Origin of the sequence: Shewanella sp. MBTL60-007 (assembly GCF_019654915.1) — a bacterium.
Lineage (GTDB): Bacteria > Pseudomonadota > Gammaproteobacteria > Enterobacterales > Shewanellaceae > Shewanella.
The window spans coordinates 109,095-131,752 of the sequence record NZ_BPET01000003.1 but is presented as its reverse complement, the minus strand read 5'-3'; the positions used below and the strand labels follow the sequence as shown (position 1 = coordinate 131,752).

At 44.2% G+C, this 22,658-nt stretch carries 15 protein-coding genes; 7 read left to right on the top strand and 8 right to left on the bottom strand.

Annotated elements, in window-relative coordinates; genetic code table 11:
* Positions 1-76: 76 nt before the first annotated feature.
* Positions 77-256, bottom strand: coding sequence for a hypothetical protein (locus K5Q92_RS01880; protein WP_220767358.1), 180 nt, complete (start codon positions 254-256; stop codon positions 77-79).
* Between the two features lie 727 nt (positions 257-983).
* Here K5Q92_RS01880 and K5Q92_RS01875 point away from each other — a divergent pair.
* From K5Q92_RS01875 to K5Q92_RS01865, 3 genes are all read left to right on the top strand, one after another.
* Positions 984-1,937, top strand: coding sequence for a choice-of-anchor H family protein (locus K5Q92_RS01875; protein ID WP_259649460.1), 954 nt, complete (start codon positions 984-986; stop codon positions 1,935-1,937).
* 125 nt (positions 1,938-2,062) lie between these two features.
* Positions 2,063-2,554, top strand: coding sequence for a hypothetical protein (locus K5Q92_RS01870; protein WP_259649459.1), 492 nt, complete (start codon positions 2,063-2,065; stop codon positions 2,552-2,554).
* Between the two features lie 480 nt (positions 2,555-3,034).
* On the top strand, positions 3,035-5,467 hold the full coding sequence (locus K5Q92_RS01865) for a TonB-dependent siderophore receptor (protein WP_220767357.1): 2,433 nt from the start codon (positions 3,035-3,037) through the stop codon (positions 5,465-5,467).
* Between the two features lie 82 nt (positions 5,468-5,549).
* On the opposite strand, the gene K5Q92_RS01860 is transcribed toward K5Q92_RS01865, so the two are convergent.
* Positions 5,550-7,838 carry a TonB-dependent hemoglobin/transferrin/lactoferrin family receptor gene (locus K5Q92_RS01860; protein WP_220767356.1) on the bottom strand — a complete coding sequence of 763 codons (2,289 nt, stop codon included), beginning with the start codon at positions 7,836-7,838 and terminating at the stop codon, positions 5,550-5,552.
* Between the two features lie 386 nt (positions 7,839-8,224).
* Here K5Q92_RS01860 and K5Q92_RS01855 point away from each other — a divergent pair, with 386 nt between their 5' ends.
* The gene (locus K5Q92_RS01855; protein ID WP_220767355.1) at positions 8,225-9,547 is read left to right on the top strand and encodes a M20 family metallopeptidase; all 1,323 of its coding nucleotides are present in this window, start codon (positions 8,225-8,227) and stop codon (positions 9,545-9,547) included.
* Positions 9,548-9,613: 66 nt separating this feature from the next.
* Here K5Q92_RS01855 and K5Q92_RS01850 read toward each other — a convergent pair whose 3' ends face one another.
* From K5Q92_RS01850 to K5Q92_RS01840, 3 genes are all read right to left on the bottom strand, one after another.
* Positions 9,614-10,684, bottom strand: a complete 1,071-nt coding sequence (locus tag K5Q92_RS01850) for a hypothetical protein (protein ID WP_239892869.1) — start codon at positions 10,682-10,684, stop codon at positions 9,614-9,616.
* 460 nt (positions 10,685-11,144) lie between these two features.
* Positions 11,145-12,473 (bottom strand): DEAD/DEAH box helicase, encoded by a 1,329-nt coding sequence (locus K5Q92_RS01845; RefSeq protein ID WP_220767353.1) that lies wholly within the window; start codon positions 12,471-12,473, stop codon positions 11,145-11,147.
* A gap of 471 nt (positions 12,474-12,944) precedes the next feature.
* The gene (locus K5Q92_RS01840; protein WP_220767352.1) at positions 12,945-13,940 is read right to left on the bottom strand and encodes a hypothetical protein; all 996 of its coding nucleotides are present in this window, start codon (positions 13,938-13,940) and stop codon (positions 12,945-12,947) included.
* A gap of 340 nt (positions 13,941-14,280) precedes the next feature.
* Here K5Q92_RS01840 and K5Q92_RS01835 point away from each other — a divergent pair, with 340 nt between their 5' ends.
* On the top strand, positions 14,281-14,619 hold the full coding sequence (locus K5Q92_RS01835; RefSeq protein ID WP_220767364.1) for a cytosolic protein: 339 nt from the start codon (positions 14,281-14,283) through the stop codon (positions 14,617-14,619).
* A gap of 225 nt (positions 14,620-14,844) precedes the next feature.
* Here the strand turns inward: K5Q92_RS01835 and K5Q92_RS01830 are convergent, their stop codons facing one another.
* Positions 14,845-15,096, bottom strand: coding sequence for a hypothetical protein (locus tag K5Q92_RS01830; RefSeq protein ID WP_220767351.1), 252 nt, complete (start codon positions 15,094-15,096; stop codon positions 14,845-14,847).
* A gap of 226 nt (positions 15,097-15,322) precedes the next feature.
* Here K5Q92_RS01830 and K5Q92_RS01825 point away from each other — a divergent pair, with 226 nt between their 5' ends.
* A complete protein-coding gene (locus tag K5Q92_RS01825; RefSeq protein WP_220767350.1) occupies positions 15,323-17,626 on the top strand; it encodes a penicillin acylase family protein in 2,304 nt (767 codons plus the stop codon).
* Between the two features lie 39 nt (positions 17,627-17,665).
* Here K5Q92_RS01825 and K5Q92_RS01820 read toward each other — a convergent pair whose 3' ends face one another.
* A complete protein-coding gene (locus K5Q92_RS01820) occupies positions 17,666-19,192 on the bottom strand; it encodes a diguanylate cyclase domain-containing protein (protein ID WP_259649458.1) in 1,527 nt (508 codons plus the stop codon).
* Positions 19,193-19,934: 742 nt separating this feature from the next.
* Between K5Q92_RS01820 and K5Q92_RS01815 the strand changes: the two genes are divergently transcribed.
* Positions 19,935-20,738: a hypothetical protein gene (locus K5Q92_RS01815; protein ID WP_220767349.1), complete on the top strand. Its 804-nt coding sequence runs from the start codon at positions 19,935-19,937 to the stop codon at positions 20,736-20,738.
* A 163-nt stretch (positions 20,739-20,901) separates the two neighbouring features.
* On the opposite strand, the gene pfaD is transcribed toward K5Q92_RS01815, so the two are convergent.
* Positions 20,902-22,530, bottom strand: coding sequence for an eicosapentaenoate synthase subunit PfaD (gene pfaD / locus K5Q92_RS01810; protein ID WP_220767348.1), 1,629 nt, complete (start codon positions 22,528-22,530; stop codon positions 20,902-20,904).
* Positions 22,531-22,658 lie beyond the last annotated feature (128 nt).

Below are 22,658 nucleotides of genomic sequence, written 5' to 3'. Positions count from 1 at the left end.
CGATTTGCTCAGCAAATGGCATGACAGTCTTAGTGAACCTGAATTTAGCAGCTCGTTAGTAGCTGACAGATTAACGTTAGGCGCCAGCCATCTTTACTAAAAACAAAATAAAACCACTAAAAAATAGTAAGCCAAGGATCACCATTGTCGTTAATGTTTTAGATTCGGTCATTGATTTTAAGAGAGCAAATTTGCTCAAAAGACCTGTTCCAATAAGCGCAGCTTCAGTTAGATTTTCTTTAGTTTTTTTATTCATTTGAGACTCCTTTCTATAATGAACCTTTGACTACTAACAGCTTATTATATAGTTGCTCGATAATCTTCCGACTAAAGTTCAACTTAGCAGCAACCATACTAAGCCAAACGAATGTTTAATATTGATAAAACGAAACATTAAGACCAATTTTATTAATATCAAGCCCACAAAAGTGAGCGCCTTGATGTAGAGGTCTCTACAATCTTTTACAAATCATTATAAATTCAATGATTTATAAAAGGATTAGAAGTTTATCGAGTGAAAAATGTTCGATTCTGCTTACTTCACTCACTTCACTCACTTCACTCGCGAGTTATCTGTGTAGAATTCTAACCTCGCATTTATCCAATAATTTTAGGTTAGGCTTAAGCACACTTTATTAGGAAATCTCAGGCTACAAAGCTTCCAGAGAAGGACTTGCTGCGTGTCACGGCAGTGTCTGCACATACGTCGTTCTTTCACATCTGACCCGTAGGGATATGGGAAATGTCATTATGATGTAGGGAACATCATTGACCATGTGCTCACGACATTCGGACATCCTGTCCGGCACTCGCTGGAGGCGATTGATAGCAATGAAGTTATAACTCATAGCTCGCTACCTGATAGTGCTACCCAAAAAATGTAATCAGCCTTCATTCGAAGGCTAGACAATTTTGAACGTTCAGCTTGTGTTCACACTCAGTGGACTCTAATGACCTCATTAAGAAAAAATTTCGAGGTGAAGATGAACACAAAACAAAATCATACAACTAATGAAATTCATATAACTAATGTTGTTGAGCAAAAGTGCATGTGGGCGCGAGCGGCGAGTGTTGGTCTGTTAACCTTATTTATGAGTGCAATGCAGCCTGCCAGTGCCAACTCAGATATGACTCTGCTTTCACCGCCGAAAAGCACCTCTGTTGCGCAAACTGTTTCCAGTGACGAGCAAAGTCCCCAAACAGCCGAAGACGGCAATAACTTATCTGAGGTGCAAATAAGCCAGCTTAAGCAACAGCGGCTGAAGCAAGCAGAGCAACAGGCAAGCCTTGAAGAGAAAGGAGAGGCTAGAGCTACCCGTGAGCCACTTACTCGAGAAAAACTGACCCGTGAGCAAATAGTCCAAGCCCATATCGATAAGGCGGCTCAGGCTAAACAAGAGTTAGCCAAGAGTGGTTCGGTTAAACAGTTTGCTAATGGCGTTTATCGTGATTTTTATATTTACGATGCCTATAGCCGCTTATTTGTCGATAACGACTACGATGGCTTCTATCAAACCTTTAGTGTGACCTTCGATGCCGATGTAGAGGGGATTTATGTCAATGAGCGCGCTGATGTATTTGCCGAGCTTTACTTGAGTCGCAACGGCGGGCCCTGGGAGCATTACTACACCACAGATATTTTTAGCATTTATGGCAATGCTACCGATGATGACTTTGAAGTGTTAACGACACTGGATCGGGGCTACCCGACCGACCACTACGATGTGCTAATCGATCTCTATGAGGTTGGCTATGGTGATATTGTGGCAACGGTAAGCTCCTACGATTTTGATGGTCTATATGCGCTGCCGCTGGAGAGTAGCGATAGAGATAATATTTATGATGATTACCATGGTGGTAGTGTGTCGCTTGCCACGCTATTACTGCTGCTTGGTTTAGTCTGTTGCAGAAGCTTAGGCTCAAGGTTTTTTAAGTAGCGTGGCCTGACGATTTGTCGCAGAAACTCAGTGCAAGATTTGAGCATCTGTCGCAAATCCAGTTAAAATGTTGCTCAAAATACTAAAGCTTGCGTTATGAAGAAGCTGACATGGAAGGAGCAGATATGGATGGAGCTTGCATAGAGTTGTGTGAGTCTGAAGAGGTGATAACTCAGATGAATGCTATCGGTAATAAGGTGAATGTTAGCGGCAGTAGCGCCGATACGGTGCTCTGGTTATGGGAGCATTTAGTGCCAGTATCGGGTCAATGCCAAACCTTACAAGGTGAGGTTATTCGCGTACTCGAGCTACTGGCTTGGGAGGCGCAGGCTAACGGTAACCTTAACTGGGATGCTAGCTTCGATGAGATGTTAGTGTTTCTTCGCCGTGCTTTTCTTTCCAGTGATTATCCACTGGCTGAGACCTTTTCTATTGAAACTAGACTCACCATTGAAGCCGATATTAATCGCCTTGCAAATTTTATCCTGCCAACTGAACTCGACAGTCGTATTTACAGTGAAGAGCAGCCCTATATAAAAGATGACTTGTATGACCGCCTTGCAGGACACCTTGTGAATTATTGTCGCAGTGCACCGCACTTAATTCCCATTATTTAGCCCTAGTATTTAGGCTTAGTATCTAGGTTTAGTATCTAGATTTAGTATCTAGCCTTAGTATTTAGCTCGATTATTTAAACCAGTACCTATAACTCTGTTCCCTAAGCTTAAGTAGTTAGTCCAAGATTAACTGCTCAGCAGAATATTGCTTAGTTTTTGGGACGCAGAGTTGCGCCAACATGGATTGGCTGTAGACAAGCAACGTTAAGTCTCTTGGATAAAGTTTGAACACATTTGAGTTTGGAACATTTTGGGGTACAACTTGAGTTTGATTTTTGTACAGTGTTTTGTGTGATCTTTGTCACCTATCTCATTGGTTTTAAAGTATTACCTTTAAATTTACAATGTAAATCCCGAACAATAAAATCAAGTCAAAACAATCACAAACAAATCCCATATGTATCAGTGGTGAAACAAGTGTTGAAAAGCTAATGAGAATCGTTATCATCTCGCCGCATAATACTAAAGTGGGGTTATTTGATGAAACATTTCCGATATTCGGTGTTAGCAATTGCTTGTGCATCGACATTTTTAGCAACTAATGTTTACGCTGAGCAAACAGATGAATCGCTCGATAATGTGGAGCGCATTACTGTCTATGGCCGCCAGAATCAGGTTGTGATGAACTCAGGTTTAGCGACCAAGTCCGACATGTCCTTGATGGAAACGCCTGCGGCGGTTGTGGTTGTCGATCAAGAGTTGATTCAGGCTCAAGCTCTGACTAATCTGCAAGACTTAGTGCGTAACATCAGCGGTGTGACTCAAGCAGGTAACAACTACGGTATCGGTGATAATCTAGTTATCCGAGGTCTAGGGGCAAACTACACCTATGATGGAATGTATGGCGGTGCGGGTCTTGGTAATACCTTCAACCCTACACGTTCGTTAACCAATGTTGAATCTGTCGAGGTGCTAAAAGGCCCTGCAACCGGGCTTTACGGTATGGGCAGTGCGGGTGGGGTGATTAACCTCATAGAGAAGAAACCACAGTTTGAATCAAAGCATGCATTTACCGCTGAAGTCGGCCAATGGAATACCTATTCGCTTGAGGCCGACAGCACCGCAGCAATCACCGATGATTTAGCCTATCGGGTAGTCGCTAAAACAGCGCGCAGCGACGGTTACCGAGATATAGGTACTGACCGTGATGAGATCTACACCTCGCTTAAGTATGTGCTCGATGATAGCCAAGATCTGATGTTGTCGGCGAGCTACATCAAAGATGCCATTGCTGTGGACTCAATTGGTCACCCTATTCGCATTTTTAACTCTGCATCTGTTGACGGCAAAACTGCAGGTGAAGTGACCTGGGAAGATTTAATCAATGATCCAAACAACGCGGGTATTCAGCTAACAGAGGCCCAGCGTAAACAATTGGCTGACTCGCTAGCAGCAAATGATGGTTTAACTCCCTACGCATTTGGCAATGCAGGCATTATTTCACCAATGGCCAAGGATAATGAGGGCGAAGAGCTGCGCTTTAAGCTGACCCATAATATTTACTTCACTGACAACCTATTTTTGAATCAACAATTGCAGTATCGCGATTACACATCTGGCTTTGCTCGCCAAACTGGCGCGTACAACTATGTGTATTGGGACCGCAGAGGTGTGATTAATGCCGACCCTCGAGCCCCTTTGGTAGAAGATGGCGTGCTTTATCCCTTTGCTGCTCGTCGCCAAGAGTACCGTAAAGTGGATGCCGATGAGTCATCTTGGCAATACTTTGCCGATCTTCGTTATGACTTCCAAATAGGCGATATTGATAATGAATTATTGATAAATGCCAACTATGAAGATAGAGACATCGCGTTCAAGCAATACTCCATCTATGATGCCGATAAAGTCATCAAGAACAAAGCGGGAGAGGTGATCTACCAAGGCAGCCTGCCGTACATTTACGATATTCGTAATCCAAATTGGGCTGAAGGTAGCTTCGAAGATCATGATCCACTACTAACCAGCAACTACGACAAGAAAGTCAGTGCTTGGGGCGTAGGCGTACAGCATGTGGGTTATTTAGGTTATGGATTTACTTCTCGCATTGGCGTGGCCTTTAATCAAATTAAGCAGACCTATGAGCACTTAGGTGTTGATCCCCGCTACAGTGCTAGCCGCGCGCAACCGACACCAGAGGCGGATACTACAGATGATGGTATGACCTATAACTTAGGTTTGACTTACATGCCAACTGACGACTTGTCGTTTTTCGTTAATCACTCGAAAGGGCGCACAGCCTATAGCATTCTCGGTAGTATTGCCGGAAATGATACCGATAGAGATGATAGTGAATCGATAAGTGATGACCTAGGTATGCGCTTTAAGGCCTTTAATGATCAAATGCTGGCATCATTAGTGCTGTTTAAGAGTTCACGAACTAATTTGCAATACAGCAATCCCGATTATGAAGAGGGTGTGTCTGGACCGAGCGTACCTAAGCACTTTTACAATGGTAGTGAAGAAACCACGGGTGTTGAATTTGATATGAATGCTCACCTTAACGAGCAGTGGATGGTTAACGTCAATGCGGTTTATCAAGATGCTCGCGACAAGAAAGATCCTAACCGCTCTAGCTATGACACCCGCCAAAAAGGTGTGCCTTATGTCACGGCAAGTGCTTGGGTAACTTACGGGGCAGATTGGTTCGCGCTTTCAAGCCCAATCAATATCAGCCTTGGGGCAAAATATGTTGATGATAGAAGTACCAACTCAACATCTTTTGGTATTCCTGACGGCTATGTGCCAAGTTATACCGTAGTCGATAGCGCGATTAGCTACGACGCTGATAGCTGGAAGTTACAGTTAAACGTGAATAACTTATTTAACGAAGAGTATTACAGTAAGGCTATGTTCTTGGGCGGTATGCCAGGGGAAGAGCGCAACGCTAAGCTGACGTTGACTTATCGTTTATAGAATCAGACTAAGTGTGATTAGAACCCAATAAAAAATGCAGCCTAGGCTGCATTTTTTATGTACTAAGTACGTCTAAATAAGCTTAGAACTGGTAGTTCACGCTCACGTTGAAGTAACGACCCGGCTGAGTAAAGTCTTCTTTTTCTAGATCCATACTCGCACCGAGCAAGAATACAGATTGACCAGCAACATCGGCATAGTCGATATACTCTTTGTCGAACAGGTTATAAACGCCAGCTCTTAACTTCCAGTTATCGTCAATGCGCAGGCCAAAGGTTAAGTCCATGACCGCATAACCCGCTGTACCGTAGACCTCATTAAATTCCTCTTTAGGAATACAGATCCCCATGGCGCAAATATCTTCTTCGGCTAGCTCGATATCATTGGTGCGGCTCATATCATCCGCCCAACGCACTACCGCACCAAAGTCGGCTTCCATATTAGCAATATCGGTATACCAGTTAACACCCGCGTTACCCTTGAGCGGGCTGACACTGTTAAGGTAATCGCCGTTTTCATCTTCACCGTAGGTGTAAGAGATGTTACCCCATAGCTCGATGCTATCGGTTAGCCAATGGTTAATCTGAGCCTCGGCGCCGTATAAGGTAACCTCATCGCGGTTGTAGTATTGGTACTTAAACTCCATTGGCTTAATCTCAGGTGGGAAGCCTGGTACAAACACAGGAGGTTTATAGCTTACATACTGCCAATCAATAAAGTCTTTCGCCAAAGTGTAGAAGGCGGTTAGCTCATAGTTAGTATCAGAGTGATTTCCACGAACGCCGATTTCCCAAGTATGAGATTGCTCAGACTCCAGCTCATAGTTGGCTTGAATAAATACATCAGTCATTGAGCCTGCATCGACTTCCAACTCGCCCCACTTCTGGTCTGGTGTTGGCATCTTGTAGCCGTATGCGTACTGGCCATAGACGCTAACTGAATCTGATAACTGATAAACTAGACCCAGCTTTGGTGACCAGAAACTGTCGCTCATTGGTTCAAAATTAGCTTCTTCGTATCTATCTCCTAGCCCTTCTTTAGCTTGATTTTTATCAGGCGTATTATCGAAATAGTCATATCGCAGACCTGCGATCAGGTTTAAATCGCCATCAAGAAGGGTGACGTCATCCTGTACAAAAATACCTAAACGCTGACTGTCGGTTGTGGCAAAGGTAAATGGCGTAGTGGTTTCATCCGTTACTACGTCATTAACCGTACGATGACGTGACATGGTAGAAAACTCGTAATCTAGACCATAGGTGATCTGGTGACCATAGTTGTCGCCGCCAATATACTTGCTAAAGGTACTGTTAATACCAATACGTTGATCTTCGAAGCTGTAATCGCGAAGTTCAGTTAAGCCGTAAACAGTGTTCGCCTTATTCCATTCGAAATAGTCTCTATGTTCTAGCTGTTCGGTTTGGCCAAAGTAAGCTGTCACCGTTAAGGTATCATGCATTTTTGTTGGTTTGCTTGAGACTAACTGCAGAGCACCGTTAATGACTTGAGTATCACGGTCGGTATCGATATTTTCTTCAAGTGCATTGTCTTTATCAAACTCGTATTCCCAGCGCTTTAGTGTCTGCTCTAGGTAATCTAAGGTCAACTGAACTGAGGTATAGTCATTGAAATGGTATTTGCTTTTGAACAGAACACTGTCTTGCACAAGATCACTGTCTGGCTGAGTGTCATAGTAGTTAGGTAGTTCTTCGCCAGTACGGTGCTGATAAGTCAGCAGGTTTTCAAAACCACCGTAGGCTGCCGCACTGGTAAAACCGGCAGCGTATTCATCGTTAATGCCCGCATAGCCGGCATTAAGCGATACATAATAGTCATCACCCATTAGGTAGTCGCTGGCATCTTTGGTACGCATCACAACTACGCCACCTAAGGCATCAGAGCCATACATAGTCGATGCAGCGGCTTTTACCACTTCAACTTGCTTTAGGCTTTGCACTTCGGTAAGACCGCGGCCGGTGCCTTCAGCACCTGGACCAAGAGGTGAGGCATATTGGTTATTAACACGAACGCCATCTTTTACCATCATCACTCGGTTGCCACCGATGCCGCGAATGGTCACAGTGGTAGGTTTACCCGCACCGCCTTTAACGCCGATAGCAGACTCGTTTCTAAATAAACTACCAAAGTCATTGCTCATGCTTTTTTCAATAGCATCTTCATCAATGACCATAATTGAGCCGGCAACCTGTTCGATTTCCTGCTCCATACGCGAGCCTGAAATAACGATCACTTCCTGCATTTTAGCACTGGCTTGCTGGTTTGATTGAGTCTCGACCTTGGCTTCTTGAGCCTGAGCATTGAGCGCTGTACTTACTGCTATCGCAAGTACACTAACTTTGAGCTTATTCATGACGCACCTTAACTTTAACCAAATGAGAATTATTCTCTTTTTAAACGCGCGTTATCTTATACTCTAATTGAGGTAGGGTCTCGTTTAGATAGTGCTAATTTCTTGCCTTTATCTGACAAAAAAACAAATCTTGAAAGTGGATCACATTTATCTTTTTTTCAATAAAAACAACTGGCTATTAATTACTCTTTGTTGGTGAGCGTCATTAACAAATGTAACAGCTTGTGGCATCTGTAATTGAATAGGTTCTGTTGGCATGGCTCAACGGGTACCAGAGTCATTTAGTCTTCACGGGTTTATATATATTGACGCTGTGTTAACTTAGGCTGTTAAGGGATTGTAACTGCAGTTGTAATAACGTCGCTGAAAAATAAGAGAGATAAATCATGAGATTACTAAAATCTTGCTCGCTTGCTCTACTCATTTGTTGTCACTGGACACCTTGTTATGCCTCCGAATTGGCCGAGTCAACGGCCAAGGCAATGCCGAGTCTTGAAGCCTTATATCTCCACCTGCACCAAAACCCAGAACTGTCTTATCACGAGAAAGACAGTAGCGCTCGTATAGCCAAAGAGTTAGCAAGTTTGGGTTTCCAAGTTACTGAAAATGTTGGTGGTTACGGCGTAGTAGGCCTATTGAAAAATGGTGAAGGACCAACTGTGATGATAAGAGCCGATACCGATGGTTTGCCAATCATTGAGGAAACGGGAAAATCTTATGCCTCTAAAGTTATCACAACGGATGCCAATAACAATAAAGTGGGTGTGATGCATGGTTGTGGTCATGATATTCATATGACAAGTCTAGTGGGCACGGCTCAGCAACTAGTTGCCACTAAAGCCAACTGGCAGGGGACCTTGATGATGGTCGCACAACCAGCAGAAGAGGTGGGCGGCGGCGCGAAAGCCATGTTAAAGCAAGGGTTGTTTACTGATTTTGATACCCCTGATTATATTCTCGGTTTGCACGTTAGCGCATCTATACCCGCAGGCAAGGTGGGTATGGTATCTGGGTATGCCTTAGCGAATGTCGATTCAGTGGATATTACCGTTAAAGGTAAGGGCGGCCATGGCGCTTACCCGCATTTGACCAAAGACCCTGTCGTGTTAGCCTCTAGAATCGTATTGGCATTGCAAACGATTGCCAGCCGAGAGTTATCGCCCCTAGAGCCTAGCGTGATAACAGTCGGCTCAATTCATGGCGGCTCAAAGCACAATATTATCTCTGATGAAGTGAAATTACAGCTCACTCTGCGCTCCTATAACCCAGAGGTGAGGTTGCAACAAATTGCCGCACTTAAGCGTCTAACCCAAGGGATCGCCATGAGCGCAGGCCTTGATGAATCTCTGTTTCCAGACGTTTATGTTCATGAAGAGGAGCGGATCCCATCAACCTATAATGACCCTGTATTAGTCAGCCGAGTACGAGCAAGTATTGAGTCCGAGATTGGTCAGGATAATGTGATTGACGCCTTGCCAGTAATGGCCGGAGAAGACTTTGGTTTATACGGTTTAACAGCGGAAAAACGCCCTATCACTCTTTTTTGGCTGGGGGCGGTTAACCCGAGTCAGTATCAGTTGAGCTTAGAGTCGGGGAATGCTTTACCCTCATTACACTCGAGTCAGTTTGCTCCCGATTACGCCCCCACGATTAACACTGGAGTTAGGGCAATGACAAAGAGCGCAATCGATCTATTTAATCGACCTTAAAGTCATCTTATTGCCCCTAACGTTTTCCTTGAGCAGCGCCTTGTGCCTGAGTGTTAACGAGCATGATTAGCGTATACGCTGTAGCTTGTTTTCAATCTGAGCCAATAGCTTAAATGTGGGCTCATGAAGTTGGCTTAGCTCTCTTTGGGTGACGATGGCGACCGATTGATTAATGGCCTTGTAAGCAAGGCTATAGTTGTTTTGGACAATTTCCAGTTGTGCCAAGTTATTGAGCGCTATCACTTGGCCTATAGGGTAGCCTGCTTTTTGTTGGTAAACGAGGGAGTATTGGTATTGGGCCTTGGCATGTTGGTATCGATTGAGTCTTTGAAAGATATGACCCGACCAATTAGAGATATGACCTAGGTACAGCCAATCTTGGCTATTGGCGGCTAATGTTCTTGCTTGAGACAATTGACTGTTTGCCAATTCAAGCAGGCCTTTCTTCAGTTGCAGCTGAGCCAGTGTGAGTCTTAATCTTGCCAATTGCAGTGAGTTACCACTGGCTTTCCCATGGGCAATGCCCTTATCGAGCCACTGCTCAGCTAGGATGAGCGTATCGCCTGAGCCGTCTTCACTTTTGTCCTGCGCCGTGAGTAACTCGGCTAATAGTCTTATGGCGATAAGGTTATTGGGTGTTTGAGTCAGCAGATCATTTAGGCTTGCTTGAGCGTCACCAAGCTCACTGTATTGGATCTGCTTTATTGCCTTAATGAGTAAGGGGTTGTTAAACCAGCGGTCATCTAAAGTCTGGTTATCGAGTGAATGGCTTCCCACTCTGTCTTGTACCAGCTTAGCTAACTGCTGATTTGCATCTGTCATAGAGGATGCGTAAATGCTACCGCTATCCACCGATTGTGCGCTAAGTAAGCGATAGTCGAGTCGATAACCATCATCATAGGGAGTCAGTGTCGGTTCAACGAGTAAGCTAATACCTGAGACAATGAAAAGCCGCTCAAGGTCGATAGCTTGCTGATCTTGGATAAAGCTTGAGGCCTGAGACAGCATGGAGAGCACATCTTCAGTCTGTAGTACCGGATATTGGGCCGATGTTCCAAGGTTTGCGATCACTTGCTCCATCTGAGCGTACTCTTGCCAGTAATCGGTTTTTGAATCCATTTTAACAGGCAAAACCATAATCGCGCCTGGAGCTAAGGGAGGACTCTGTAGTTTATTGAGGAGAAGAAACGCGACGAGAAGCAGCGAAAATAAGCTGGTGAATCCGATTAACAGGTAGTGTTTAGTTTTGAATTTTTGCATAAAAGCAAGCATGGCACTCCTAGGCTAGCTCTAATTTAACGAAAATGATCCGCGGCGCAGAGTATGGAAATAGAGATTAAATAGATGCATAGGCTGAGTATAGATTAGCCATAGCTGAGTAAACTTAATTAATTAAGCTATCGTATGCGAAAAGGTATTGTAAAGAAAGTGTTAATTGTAAAGCGCAAAGAACAGAGCCGCATAGAGTTAAGCGGCCCTGTAGGGAGATAAACTATTGATAAAGGAGTCGGTACTCGCCTATAGAGATAAGCGGCTTGAAGAAGCTGCTAGCGCAAAACGAGTGACAGTCTCAGGGGGCGACACTCGTTGGTAAACCTTATAAGTTCCACGGGTTCGGTGGTAGCTTATTGCTGTTTTTACCGCTTTCTTTCCGCTCGCCGCTATTATTGGCTTTACTATTCGCTTTACGGTTTGCAGGCCCTTTCGCTTTAGCATCACGCTGGGGCTTTCTATCGCCTCCGGCATTTTGTTTGCTCTTAGGCTTATAGTTTAAAATTGAGATTGGCACCTCTTTACGGGGGGCAAAACCCTCAACTTCTCTACGCTCAATTAAATGGCCTAAGCGGCTTTCGATCATGCACAGGTTTTTAAAGTCATCTTTCGATACTAAAGCAACCGCTTCACCGCTAGCACCTGCACGGCCAGTACGACCGATTCGGTGAATATAATCATCGGCAGGATAAGGCAGATCATAGTTGATCACTAATGGCAGTTCATCGATATCTAGCCCGCGAGCAGCAATACCTGTGGCAATCAAAAGGCCAATTTTACCGGACTTAAAGTCAGCTAGAATTTTTTCACGGATCTCTTGGCTGCGGCCGCTGTGAATACACTCAGCGGTGATGCCGCGCTTCTCAAGCTGGCTGACCAGCTTGGCAGCGCCTTGCTTAGTCTCAATAAAAATAAGCGCTTGTTGCCAGTTATTTTCTTGAATTAAATGGCTCAACAAGGCCGACTTTTTGTCTTTATCGACGGTAACCAACCATTGTTCAATTTTGGGCTTATTGTCTGTATTGTGAGTGACAGAAATCTCGATAGGTCGAGTTATCGTTGCTCTTGCCAGCTCTTTTACTTGGCGTGATAAGGTCGCGGAGAAAAGCAGGCTCTGTCTATCAACTGGTAGCTTTTCGATGATCTTATTGATGTCTTCAATAAAGCCCATGTCCAGCATTCTATCGGCTTCATCGAGAACTAGAATTTCTAGCTCATCAAAATGAATGGCGCGCTGGGTATACATGTCGAGTAAACGTCCCGGTGTAGCGACTAAGATATCAACGCCTTCGATTAAGCGTTCACGCTGAGGCTTTGAGTCGACGCCACCATACATGGCCATAGAGGTTAGCGCTAAATGCTTGCCGTATTTGCTGATGTTATCTTCAACCTGTACTGCTAGCTCACGTGTCGGAGTCAGAATGAGTGCGCGAACACGCTTTTTACGTTGAGTCTCGCCGCGACTGAGCATTTCTAAAATTGGCAATACAAAACTGGCGGTTTTACCGGTACCAGTTTGCGCTGCAGCAATTAAGTTACGCTGGCTTAAAATAACAGGAATAGTCTTAGCTTGAATCGGAGTAGGGCTAGTGTAGCCTTGCTCGGTAACAGCTTTAACGATAGGTGTGCTTAATCCAAGCTTAGAAAACGGCATGCGAGTCTCAATAATGTGTCTGATTTATCTATGGCAGTTATCGGTTTGGCGTAGATAGACGCAGATAACTGTGTTGCTGTTTGCCATTATAACAGTTTGTTGCACCGTGCGCTTTATTGATGTTGCTTGCTATCGCAGCAAAGATCCTTGTTTTCGAAGGTCTAAGCTGTTTCTAAAAGTAGTTAGAACAACATAACCTTTGGCATGTAGAGTTATGACTAAAGCACTAACTCATTTTTGGACATAAATGGCTTAGAGTGATTGCACCAAATGACGTCTTTAACATAACTAAAATTAATGCAAAGTTAGGTGACACTAACTTAACTAGTCTTTGAATGTAATAAAGCGTTCGAAACCGAGAGAAAGGATAAAGCAGGGATGCTGCGCAAATTTTATTTAGAGAAGGCCGGTTGATTCTGTCGACCCAACTAATGATGAACTAACATGATTAGTTCATTAGCGGTTTCATTTTCAAATCAACGTCATACTTTGGTTTGTGCATATTTTTAGCGAAGAGTTGAACTCTAAGTTAATTAGATTAACAAGTAGCTTAATACAGCGTCGAGCCACTTCGGTCTTCACAACTGAAATGGATCCGTGCACCATTCCATTTCTGTGTTTACGACAAACTGAAACTTCCTTATAAGTTTCAAAATCAATTAGCCCTAACAACTCCAGCAACTCAGCAACCAGTGCCACTTCCGTCGAATCAGCTAAGTAATCGCATCTACTTTTATTAAAACGTTTTGCACCCGTATCTTTGTTAACTATATAGTTGTTTTCAGGTGACTGTATGTAACCTCTCAGCCTTCTTTTAAGTAGTGACTCAATCTCAAACCAAGCAATAGCTAAAGCTAAGTTATTGTTGCCTGTTTTATAATGGACAAGTGAACGTCCCATGTTTGCTACGTGAGTAATGGAACCGTTCAAAAGCACTTCACTAAAAATATCTATACACAAATTAAAATGCTCAATGCATAAAAATTTACTAGCAGTTAGTGCATGAAGGGGAGCATCCCGATATATTCTGGTAGCGACTGTATTGCCTGAAGACCACAAGCCTTCTGCATGCATTTTGGCATTTAAAGTCAATACATCATCTCTAGTTATGTCATGAATACCCGCTAGGTTACTCTTAAAAACAACATTCAGGCTTGAAGTCATGAGGGCAACTTGAAAAGCGTTAATGTGATCTACATATAGGCGCCACTTTTCTCTGGATTTATCACCGTCAAAGTCTTTTACTTCCTTAGATTGAGGGAACTCCCTTTCTACTTCTTTCAGTTGTAGTGCGAATAAACCGTCTCTAGTTAGCTTAATTTCAAACTGTTCAGAGTTATGATGGAAGATGACTTTGCTCAAATCTTTTAATTGCTGCTTATGAACAAATGCATTATTTTCTACAATACCAGCGTCATCTTCACCAATTGCTACAATTTCTTCTTGTGTATAAAACCCTATGTACATTTGAAATCTCTTATTATATCCAACGGTTCACTTTAGTTGTGTTTTCATCTTACCATCAAACACTTATAGTTTGTATGGATATGAATATACGCTTAAATCAATACGCTCGAGATTGATAGCCACAGTCAATAACACCCATTAGCAAATGTATGGCGAATTGTCATGAACTAAATACGAATGAGTAACAACACTAACACTGAAAGGGGCAAAAGTGTGTTTCAAGTTGGCCTAATTGATGCTCGGAAGTGGCACCGAATTACCACGTTTAGTAACTAAATCTCTACTACGTTCAGCCGCTGATAGTGATAGAATCTTCGCATCAGAATTACCGAGAAACCCTATGCATATCCATCATGTTAACGGCATCGACTGGCTGGTGATTACAGCTTTTGAAGAAGTGAAAACTTTATTTATTGAAGAAGCTGGTGCGATCCCACTTTGCTTCTCTACCGCCAGTGAATTGAGCTTGATTGATCAAGCCAAGCGCACTTATGGATATTTGCCTACACTTAGCGGCGTAATCACCGATACAGGCACTTTTCAAAGTCAGGATAACGAAGAAGATTTGCACCCACAGCTTGCCTGCCTAGTTGAGGGGCGTGGCCGGGTATTTATCTATCACGGCGGCTTTGTGGCTTTTGTGGATGACGAGCAAACCTTTATTACCCAAATGGGTTGAAAATTATTCAGTGCATAAAAGCATCGAAGTGACTTAGAGACAGATAATTAGCTAGCCTTACAGCCATTACTCCTAATCATCAGAATAGTGCTTGTTTAACCTAGTGCAGTGTCTGCACACATGCCCGCTGTAGGCGCTTGATAGCGACTAAGTACCAAATTCAAACTCGCTACTCGGTAACACCAACCCTAAAGAAAAATGTAATCAGCCTTTATTCAAAGGCTGCTACTTCATTGTGACCTTACCGCCAATCATCTTAAACGCTGGCGCGCCGCGAATAAGAGTGTCGCGGGCGAAGATTTGCTCGCAGTTTGGGCATTGGCAGGGCGTTTGCGTATAGTCATCGACAATACGTTCTTTAAAACACTTAACCAGTGCGCCTTTGCCACCTTTTCGGTACTTAAACAGCTGGCTTTTACATTTGGCGCAGAAGATCTCGACCGTTTGTGTTGGCCCTTTCTTATTGGGTTTAGCCATATTACTCCCTAATTCATAGGCCTATTTTGCCATAATAAAATAGGTCGTAAACAGTAGCTATTTTTTACTGAACAACAGAAAAGTTCAGTTCACTGTCGTTGATGCAATATCTAGCATGAAGAGCTGTATTTGATAGATATGAGGATAAAACTCGAATGGTGGTTTAACATTTTTGCAACCCAGTTTATGATGCATTAGAGTTTTTAACGCAGGGACTGCAGAAGCGATGCATAAAACAGTAAAAATAGCACTGGTTGGGACTTCGTCAGTAGCCGCAGCCGTTGTTGGTGGTTTGTACTTATCTTTATCTTTGAGCTTACCAGCACTGGATCAAAACGTCACAAGTGATAGCGTTAAACAGCAAGTGAGTCTTGAGCGCGATAGGTTAGGTACTGCCATCATTCACGCCAGTGATCGTCAAGATGCCGCTTACGCTTTAGGTTACGCCCATGGGCAGGACAGGTTCTTTCAGATGGATCTGCTAAGACGAAATTCCGCTGGGGAACTGGCTGAGATCTTCGGTGAAAAGGCATTAGATTTAGACAAGCGTCGCCGCTTTCATCAACTGCGTAAACGTGCAGAACTGATAGTTGCCAAGCTGAATGCCGAGCATTTAGCTGTGCTAACCACCTATGCTCGCGGGGTGAATGATGCACTTGCAGCACAAACTCTCTCTTCATTTGAGTATATAGTGACTGGCGCGGAGCCTAAGCCTTGGCAGCCTGCCGATAGTTTACTGGTGATCTACAGTATGTATCTCGATCTGCAAGGCAACACCATAAAGCGTGACTTAACGCTAACTCAAATTCAGGCACTATTTGGCAGCGAGATGGTTAACTTTTTAATCCAGCCAAGCCAATATCAGGCGCCTCTCGATGGCAGTCAGCTTGCGTTAACGCCTTTGCCAATCCCTGCACTGTCAAACAATTTACTGGTACAGGCTCAAACCATAGAGATTGCTGAGCCGCAGGATATTGGTAGTAATAACTGGGCGGTTACCGGTGAGTTGACCGAGAACGGTAATGCCATGTTATCCGATGATATGCATCTCTCTTTTGCTGTGCCAATCATCTGGTATCGGGCGCAGCTTAACTATCAAAAAGATGGGGTTGAACGTCAAGTGACGGGGGTATCACTGCCCGGCGCGCCAGCGATTGTGGTGGGCAGTAATGGCGAGGTGGCATGGGGTTTTACCAACGCTTATGTCGATACTGCCGATTGGGTGGCCATTGATCAGAAAACTCCCATCTATTTTGAAAATGAAACCATCGCCTTGCCTGACTCCGAGGTCGTTTATGCGATAGAGATGTCGCCCTATGGCCCGGTAAAGGAGGTTGGCGAACAGAGGTATGCCTTGTCTTGGGTTGCACACACAGATTATGCAGTGAATATGCAGTTGATTGAGCTCGATAGCATCGCAAGTGTTGAACAAGGCATTGAGATTGCTGAATCCATGGGGATCCCTGTGCAGAACATGTTGCTGGTCGACAGCATGGGCAGCGCCGCATGGAAGCCTGCCGGCGCTTATCCATCGAGAACTAATCCAAGCAACGTTGCGATGGCAACTCAGGATTATCAAAGTGTAAATTGGTTGCAAGACCAAGTTAAGCTTCCGCAGGTTATTGATCCCGAGAGCAACCGACTGTGGACTGGTAACTCTAGAGTGGTGTCGGTTGATGCGCATAAGGCATTAGGCGATGGCGGCTATGCCCTAGGGGCGCGTAGCATGCAAATAAGAGACAGGCTACTTGAGGCCGAGCGTTTCTCCATAAAGGATTTTTATCAGCTACAGTTGGATAATGAGGCACGTTTTTTAGTGCCTTGGCAGCAGTTGCTACTCAAACAATTGAGTGCTCAGCCAGAGCGTTTCGCTGAAGATATTGATTATATAAAGTCATGGCAAGCTTGTGCCTGTAGCGACTCTGTGGGTTATACCTTAGTGCGTCACTTTAGAACGCAAGTTATCGATACCACCTTCGCTCCTATCGAAACAGAGCTGGCTAAATACCAGCTTAGTCTCTCTTCGATAAAGCGTTATTTAGAGCCGGGGATCTGGCAGCTTATTAATACGCAAGAGCCAAGTTGGTTGCCTCGGGATGAGCAAAGTTGGTCTAGCCATCTACTGCAGATGTATCTCAGCGCTAAAGAGGCGAGTTTAGCTAAATACAGTGACAGTAATGAGATGGCCGATCTCGCGTGGGGCAAAGTCAATCAGCTCAAGATCCAGCATCCATTTTCTAAGCAGCTACCGGTACTCAGTCCCTTACTAGATATGCCTGTGGTCGAAGGCTTTGGTGACAGTTTTATGCCCGCGGTACAGGGGGCCTCATTTGGTGCATCACAGCGTTTTATTGTGCAGCCCGGTGATGAGGAAAATGGGATTATGACTATTCCAGGTGGTCAGTCTGGGCATCCGTTATCAGACTTTTATAGAGCGGGATTCGATGAGTATGTGAGCCAGGAGAGTACTCCCTTATTGCCGGGAGAAGCTATCCATCGACTGACTATCTTGCCTAGTACTGAAGATTAGGTTATCGGTTGGGGGCGACTTTAGAATGTTTGCCCTAAGTTAGGGCTTATTACTGGGTGACTCATACTCTAATTGCTCTATTTCATCCACTGAGATGCAGGTTTTAACGTAACGGTTTCGACCCGCCTTTTTAGCCTGATAAAGGGCTCTATCGGCAGCGAGTGTTGCTTGGCGGCCTATGATGCTAGCGGCGCTTTTAAACTCAAAACCTTCTACAGCCAACACTTTGCACACCCCTAGGCTGACGGTTACATGTGTCGCGGTAGTCGCGCTGGGATGGGGCAGCGCTAGGTCTTCAAAGGCTTGAATCATGGCATCGAGTTTGCGCTGCAGTGGCTCGTCTGGAATATCACGGTAGAGCATGATGAACTCCTCGCCACCTAAACGAGCACAGATATCTTCTGCCCGGAAAAATTGTTGGTTTAGAACCTGCGCGACCTTTATCAGTGTTTCATCACCCGCTACGTGTCCTAGGGTGTCATTATATTCTTTGAAGTGATCCACATCGGCAATGATTAGGGTAAAAGCTATCTGCTGCCGAGCAAGCAGTTGACAATAGGTCTCAAGTCGTTGTTCAAAAGCGCGACGATTGGGGATATTGGTCAGCTTATCAATATAAACCTGCTCATTGAGTTGTTTGGTCTGCTCTTGAATCGTGCCCATTAACGCGTTGAAGTGGGTGGCGACATTTACCAACTCTGTAATTGGGTAGCGGTACCTGAGCTTTTTGATCTCCCGACTCTTATCCATCTCTTCGATATCGATTGCAAGTTTTCTTACCGGTTGCACTAAAAAGTACGAGTATAGGAGGTAGGCTAATAACAGTAGAATCCACATTTCAGCCAGTAGGATATAGATATCGCTACCGAGTACGGAAGGTGATTCTGAATTGGTGTGATACAGGGTAAATTTTATTAATGGTCGACCATCAATATTGCGAACCAAGCGTTGAGAAGTTGGCGCTAGCTTGGTCAGATCCAAGCCAGAACCTAGATAGGGAATGTGACTGACATCGTCAGAGGCTTTGACTTCGCTAAGTTCAACTCCCGCAGAAGTGAATCTTGAAAGCTCTGTCATAAACTCTTCGTCAATCAGCCGAATAAACACAATATAACCCATTATCGGTCCAGTGCGATCTGACTGTAAAATACTGCTGGAGCTGTAGAGAGCTGGGCCAAATTTAGTGGAGATAGCCCCAGTTTTACTTGGTACCTTACTCGGGGTATTAAAAGACAGCTCTTGCGGCGGTAGCGTGTTTTTGTTCAAGGGGGATAGCAGTATATATTGCGGATGTTTTAAAAAGTCCATCAGCTCAAATTGAAGCTTTTGGTTATCGCTACTGTGGCGAAAGCCTTTACTAAAAACCGCATTGTTATTGTTATCGAAGATAAAGATGCCATCGACTTTTAAACTTTTAAAGGTGTCATCTGGATATTCGTGTTGCTCGTATTTGTGCTTAGCGGCAACACTATTTGACTTCATGTAGTTGTAAGTTTGATCCCAAACCGCATAGTCGTAATTGATGGTATGCAGTGGCATACTCATCTGCTCGAAGGCAAAGTTCAAAGCAACTAACTCCTGCTCAGAGACTTTTAATAATGAGCGCTCTATAGCGGGAACCTGTACCCAGATACGGTAGGCAAACGCAGCGCTAGCGAACAGGACAAAGATTGCGATAGAAATCTTAAGTTGTAGCTGATTAAAGGTTTGAGGTCTTAAGGGAATGATAGTTAGAAACCTTTTAAAACAGAGTATTACTCTAGTAAAGCCTAATAATTGACGAGTATCCAGATTTTTACAACAGGTCTGCTTACTTTAGGGTTAATCGTATGGTTTATATCTTTGTAGTATGCGCTGTTTGTGTGGTGGGCTTCCGTGATCTGACAACAGATCTTGTAAAGATATAGGCAATAAAAAGCCACTAATGAAGATTAGTGGCTTTCTAGATTGGTTGTTTTTTTATCAAAGCCGCTTAAGGCTGACTCTTTACTTTCTACGAGCCGCTCAAGGCTGCCCTTAAGCCATTCTTTGAGTTGGCTTCCAGCGCAGTAGCTGTGCTGGTAGTTTTACGCCTTGGGCCTTGTGTTGTGAATGGTTGAGTTGAAGCGGCGTAGGTAAGCCGCTCTATACATCAGTTGTTTAAGGGAGCAGAGTAGGCTGGTGAACTAAAACAAATCAATATAGCTATCTGAGTTCTCAGTAACTATGCTTTTAATGTTACCCATGGACGAGTAATTTTTGGGTTTTAGGTCGGTATCCCAACAGCCAACAATTATTAACTTATATCATTTTATAAAAGGAATTTATAATGATTAAGATAACCGCTTTATTATTAACTTTCCCCTGTATTGTTTTTGCTCTTGATTATGCTGAGTACCCCAAGTTTGATAGTGCTCAGTACTATAAAAGAGGTGACATAGTCTCGTATCAAAACTACATCTGGGTATCTAGACTCCCTAGTGTTAACCAGATACCTACTAAAAACTCATGGAGGTGGAGTCAAGTTGCTTTATCCAACATAGATGAATGGCATTTCGGCCAATTTTATCCCCTAGGTAATGCTGTAATTTACCAAGATAAATTCTATTTCGTAAAAAAACTTGGCTTTGGTAGGCCTGATACGAATAGAAGTAGTTATCAATGGGAAGAGTTTTCCCATCCAGCAATTGGGTATGCATTGCCAGATGTTGATTACGATAATGCTAATTTAACCGTAGATGGAGTTGACTCAAATCTTAACGGTATCAGGGATGATTATGAAATTTTTGTTGTAATGGAGCACACAGATCCCATGTTACGCCATTTAGGCCTGCAAGCAGCACAACTGTATAGAAAACTATTTGATATTGCGCAGATAGATATCAGTGAAATATCTATTCAGGAGGTGGCACAGCTTACAGACCAACTTGTTTCTTTACGTGTTTGCAACCGCCAGAACATTAGAAATTGGGAGGGGTTTAATGGATATCAGCATAAATATGTAAATACACAGGAGCGTTTTCAAGAGTTTTTAATGGCTCAAAAGTTGTTATATGAGGTACTTGGCGATGACTATGAGCCCCAAGTACCGAGAGAACCCTGTAAGTTTATTGCAAACATTGGAGGTGAGTGAAATACATCCTGTCTTGATAATAAAAGGGAGTTATTTAAGTTTCAGGAAAATATCACAATAAAAAGCCACTAATGAAGATTAGTGGCTTTCTAGATTGGTTGTTTTTTTATCAAAGCCGCTCAAGGCTGACTCTTTACTTTCTACGAGCCGCTCAAGGCTGCCCTTAAGCCATTCTTTGAGTTGGCTTCCAGCGCAGTAGCTGTGCTGGCAGTTTTACGCCTTGGGCAGTGAGTGAGTTGATGCGGCTTAAGTAAGCTGCGCCATACATCAGATGCTTGGCCACATCGACCGCGTTACGGTCTTGATAGTTATCTAAATAACTGCCCTTGGCCCACTGGTTAAATGCACCGAGTGCAGGACCTGCCCAAATTTGATAATCCATCTCACGGCCCGCTTCACCAGAATTTGACCAGCGGCTCGAAAGGCCGAGATACCAGCGGAAGATAAGTGCCATCTTACGCTTTGGGTTACCCTCAGCGCGCTCAATCTGCTTAGGGTCACGTTCATTAAAGTGCGCAACTGTGCCTGCCCAGATTTCGTCAAGGCTTGAGCGGAATACTTGCTTCTCTAACTTTTCACGTTCATCCGCCGGAATCGCTTCGATTGAGTCGTAACGGGTGTAAATCTCATACAGCTTGTTTGCACGCATAGGGAAGAGTGTACCGCGTTTAACGACCTGTAACTTAACTCCCATCTCGAACATGTCTGCCGCTGGGGCCATGGTGACATCGGCCATCTCGGTAGTGGCAAGCAGCTTGCGGGTATGATCACTGGCTCCCGCTTCGACACAAGCTTGGTTAACTGAGCCAGTTACGATATACGCTGCGCCCATGTTAAAGGTCGCAAGCGCGGCATCGGGAGTACCAACACCACCGCCACAACCCACGCGGATAGGCGTCTCATATTGGTATTTAGCTTGAATCTCCTCTTTTAGAGCTAAGATAGTCGGTAGTAGCGTCACCAATGGACGATTATCTGTGTGACCACCTGAATCGGCTTCTGCGGTAATGTCATCGGCCATAGGTACAAGTAGCGCAAGCTCCATCTGCTCTGCAGTGATAGAACCATCATCCACCAATTTTTGTAGCATCTTAGCTGGCGCTGGCATCATGAATTTTTCAGCCACCTCGGTGCGGCTGACCTTGGCGATAACCTTGTTGCCAACAACCACTTTGCCGTTACTATCGCGGCTTAAGCCTGCTGCGCGGTAATAAACGATTTGTGGTGTTAGGCCTAAGAATGCCGATGCTTCAACGGTGCGCACTTTATGTTTTAAAAATAACTCAACGCTACCACGCTCTAGTGCAGGCTCACTTGGGCTATGGATAAGGTTAAACATGTATGGGCCGTTTGGCAGCGCAGCTTGAATGCGGTTAATGGCTGCTTCTACGCGGCTAGGGATAAGACCCGCTGCGCCAAATGAGCACAGAATACCGGCTTTACCCAGTGCGATAACCAGCTCTTCCGATGAAATACCATTTGCCATTGCGCCAGCATAGTAGGCGTATTTCACGCCATGTACGCGGCGAAAATTACTGTCACCTAGGCTTTCTGTACCAAGAGCTGGTGCAAAAGCACTGACAGGCAAGCCTGCATGGTTAGCTGCCTGCTCAGAAACTATCTCGGCTGACTGGGCGATACCAAATCCTTGCTCGCTGTGATTTACCACGTAACAGCCACGGCTAAAATCTTTTAGCTGCTGTTCCATCACTTGCACATCAAAGCTAATGTTTGACTCAGTCACAGCCCATGGCCACGGTGAAAGCATTTCGTTGGTTGTAGTAGGATTCATTATTTGTAGACCCTTAATTATTGAGCTATCGGCTCTTATCTATTCTTTTAACTGTTCTTTTCTTTAAAATCAGTCATTCTTTAATGGTTTAGCGTGCGGCTAGTTCCCATTAAATCATTCATTTTATA

What these genes read in the sequence shown, in the direction of transcription:
- K5Q92_RS01880 (WP_220767358.1), bottom strand. Translation starts at nt 256, where the DNA reads ATGAATAAAAAAACTAAAGAAAATCTAACTGAAGCTGCGCTTATTGGA.
- K5Q92_RS01875 (WP_259649460.1), top strand. Translation starts at nt 984, where the DNA reads ATGAACACAAAACAAAATCATACAACTAATGAAATTCATATAACTAAT.
- K5Q92_RS01870 (WP_259649459.1), top strand. Translation starts at nt 2,063, where the DNA reads ATGGATGGAGCTTGCATAGAGTTGTGTGAGTCTGAAGAGGTGATAACT.
- K5Q92_RS01865 (WP_220767357.1), top strand. Translation starts at nt 3,035, where the DNA reads ATGAAACATTTCCGATATTCGGTGTTAGCAATTGCTTGTGCATCGACA.
- K5Q92_RS01860 (WP_220767356.1), bottom strand. Translation starts at nt 7,838, where the DNA reads ATGAATAAGCTCAAAGTTAGTGTACTTGCGATAGCAGTAAGTACAGCG.
- K5Q92_RS01855 (WP_220767355.1), top strand. Translation starts at nt 8,225, where the DNA reads ATGAGATTACTAAAATCTTGCTCGCTTGCTCTACTCATTTGTTGTCAC.
- K5Q92_RS01850 (WP_239892869.1), bottom strand. Translation starts at nt 10,684, where the DNA reads ATGGTTTTGCCTGTTAAAATGGATTCAAAAACCGATTACTGGCAAGAG.
- K5Q92_RS01845 (WP_220767353.1), bottom strand. Translation starts at nt 12,473, where the DNA reads ATGCCGTTTTCTAAGCTTGGATTAAGCACACCTATCGTTAAAGCTGTT.
- K5Q92_RS01840 (WP_220767352.1), bottom strand. Translation starts at nt 13,940, where the DNA reads ATGTACATAGGGTTTTATACACAAGAAGAAATTGTAGCAATTGGTGAA.
- K5Q92_RS01835 (WP_220767364.1), top strand. Translation starts at nt 14,281, where the DNA reads ATGCATATCCATCATGTTAACGGCATCGACTGGCTGGTGATTACAGCT.
- K5Q92_RS01830 (WP_220767351.1), bottom strand. Translation starts at nt 15,096, where the DNA reads ATGGCTAAACCCAATAAGAAAGGGCCAACACAAACGGTCGAGATCTTC.
- K5Q92_RS01825 (WP_220767350.1), top strand. Translation starts at nt 15,323, where the DNA reads ATGCATAAAACAGTAAAAATAGCACTGGTTGGGACTTCGTCAGTAGCC.
- K5Q92_RS01815 (WP_220767349.1), top strand. Translation starts at nt 19,935, where the DNA reads ATGATTAAGATAACCGCTTTATTATTAACTTTCCCCTGTATTGTTTTT.
- pfaD (WP_220767348.1), bottom strand. Translation starts at nt 22,530, where the DNA reads ATGAATCCTACTACAACCAACGAAATGCTTTCACCGTGGCCATGGGCT.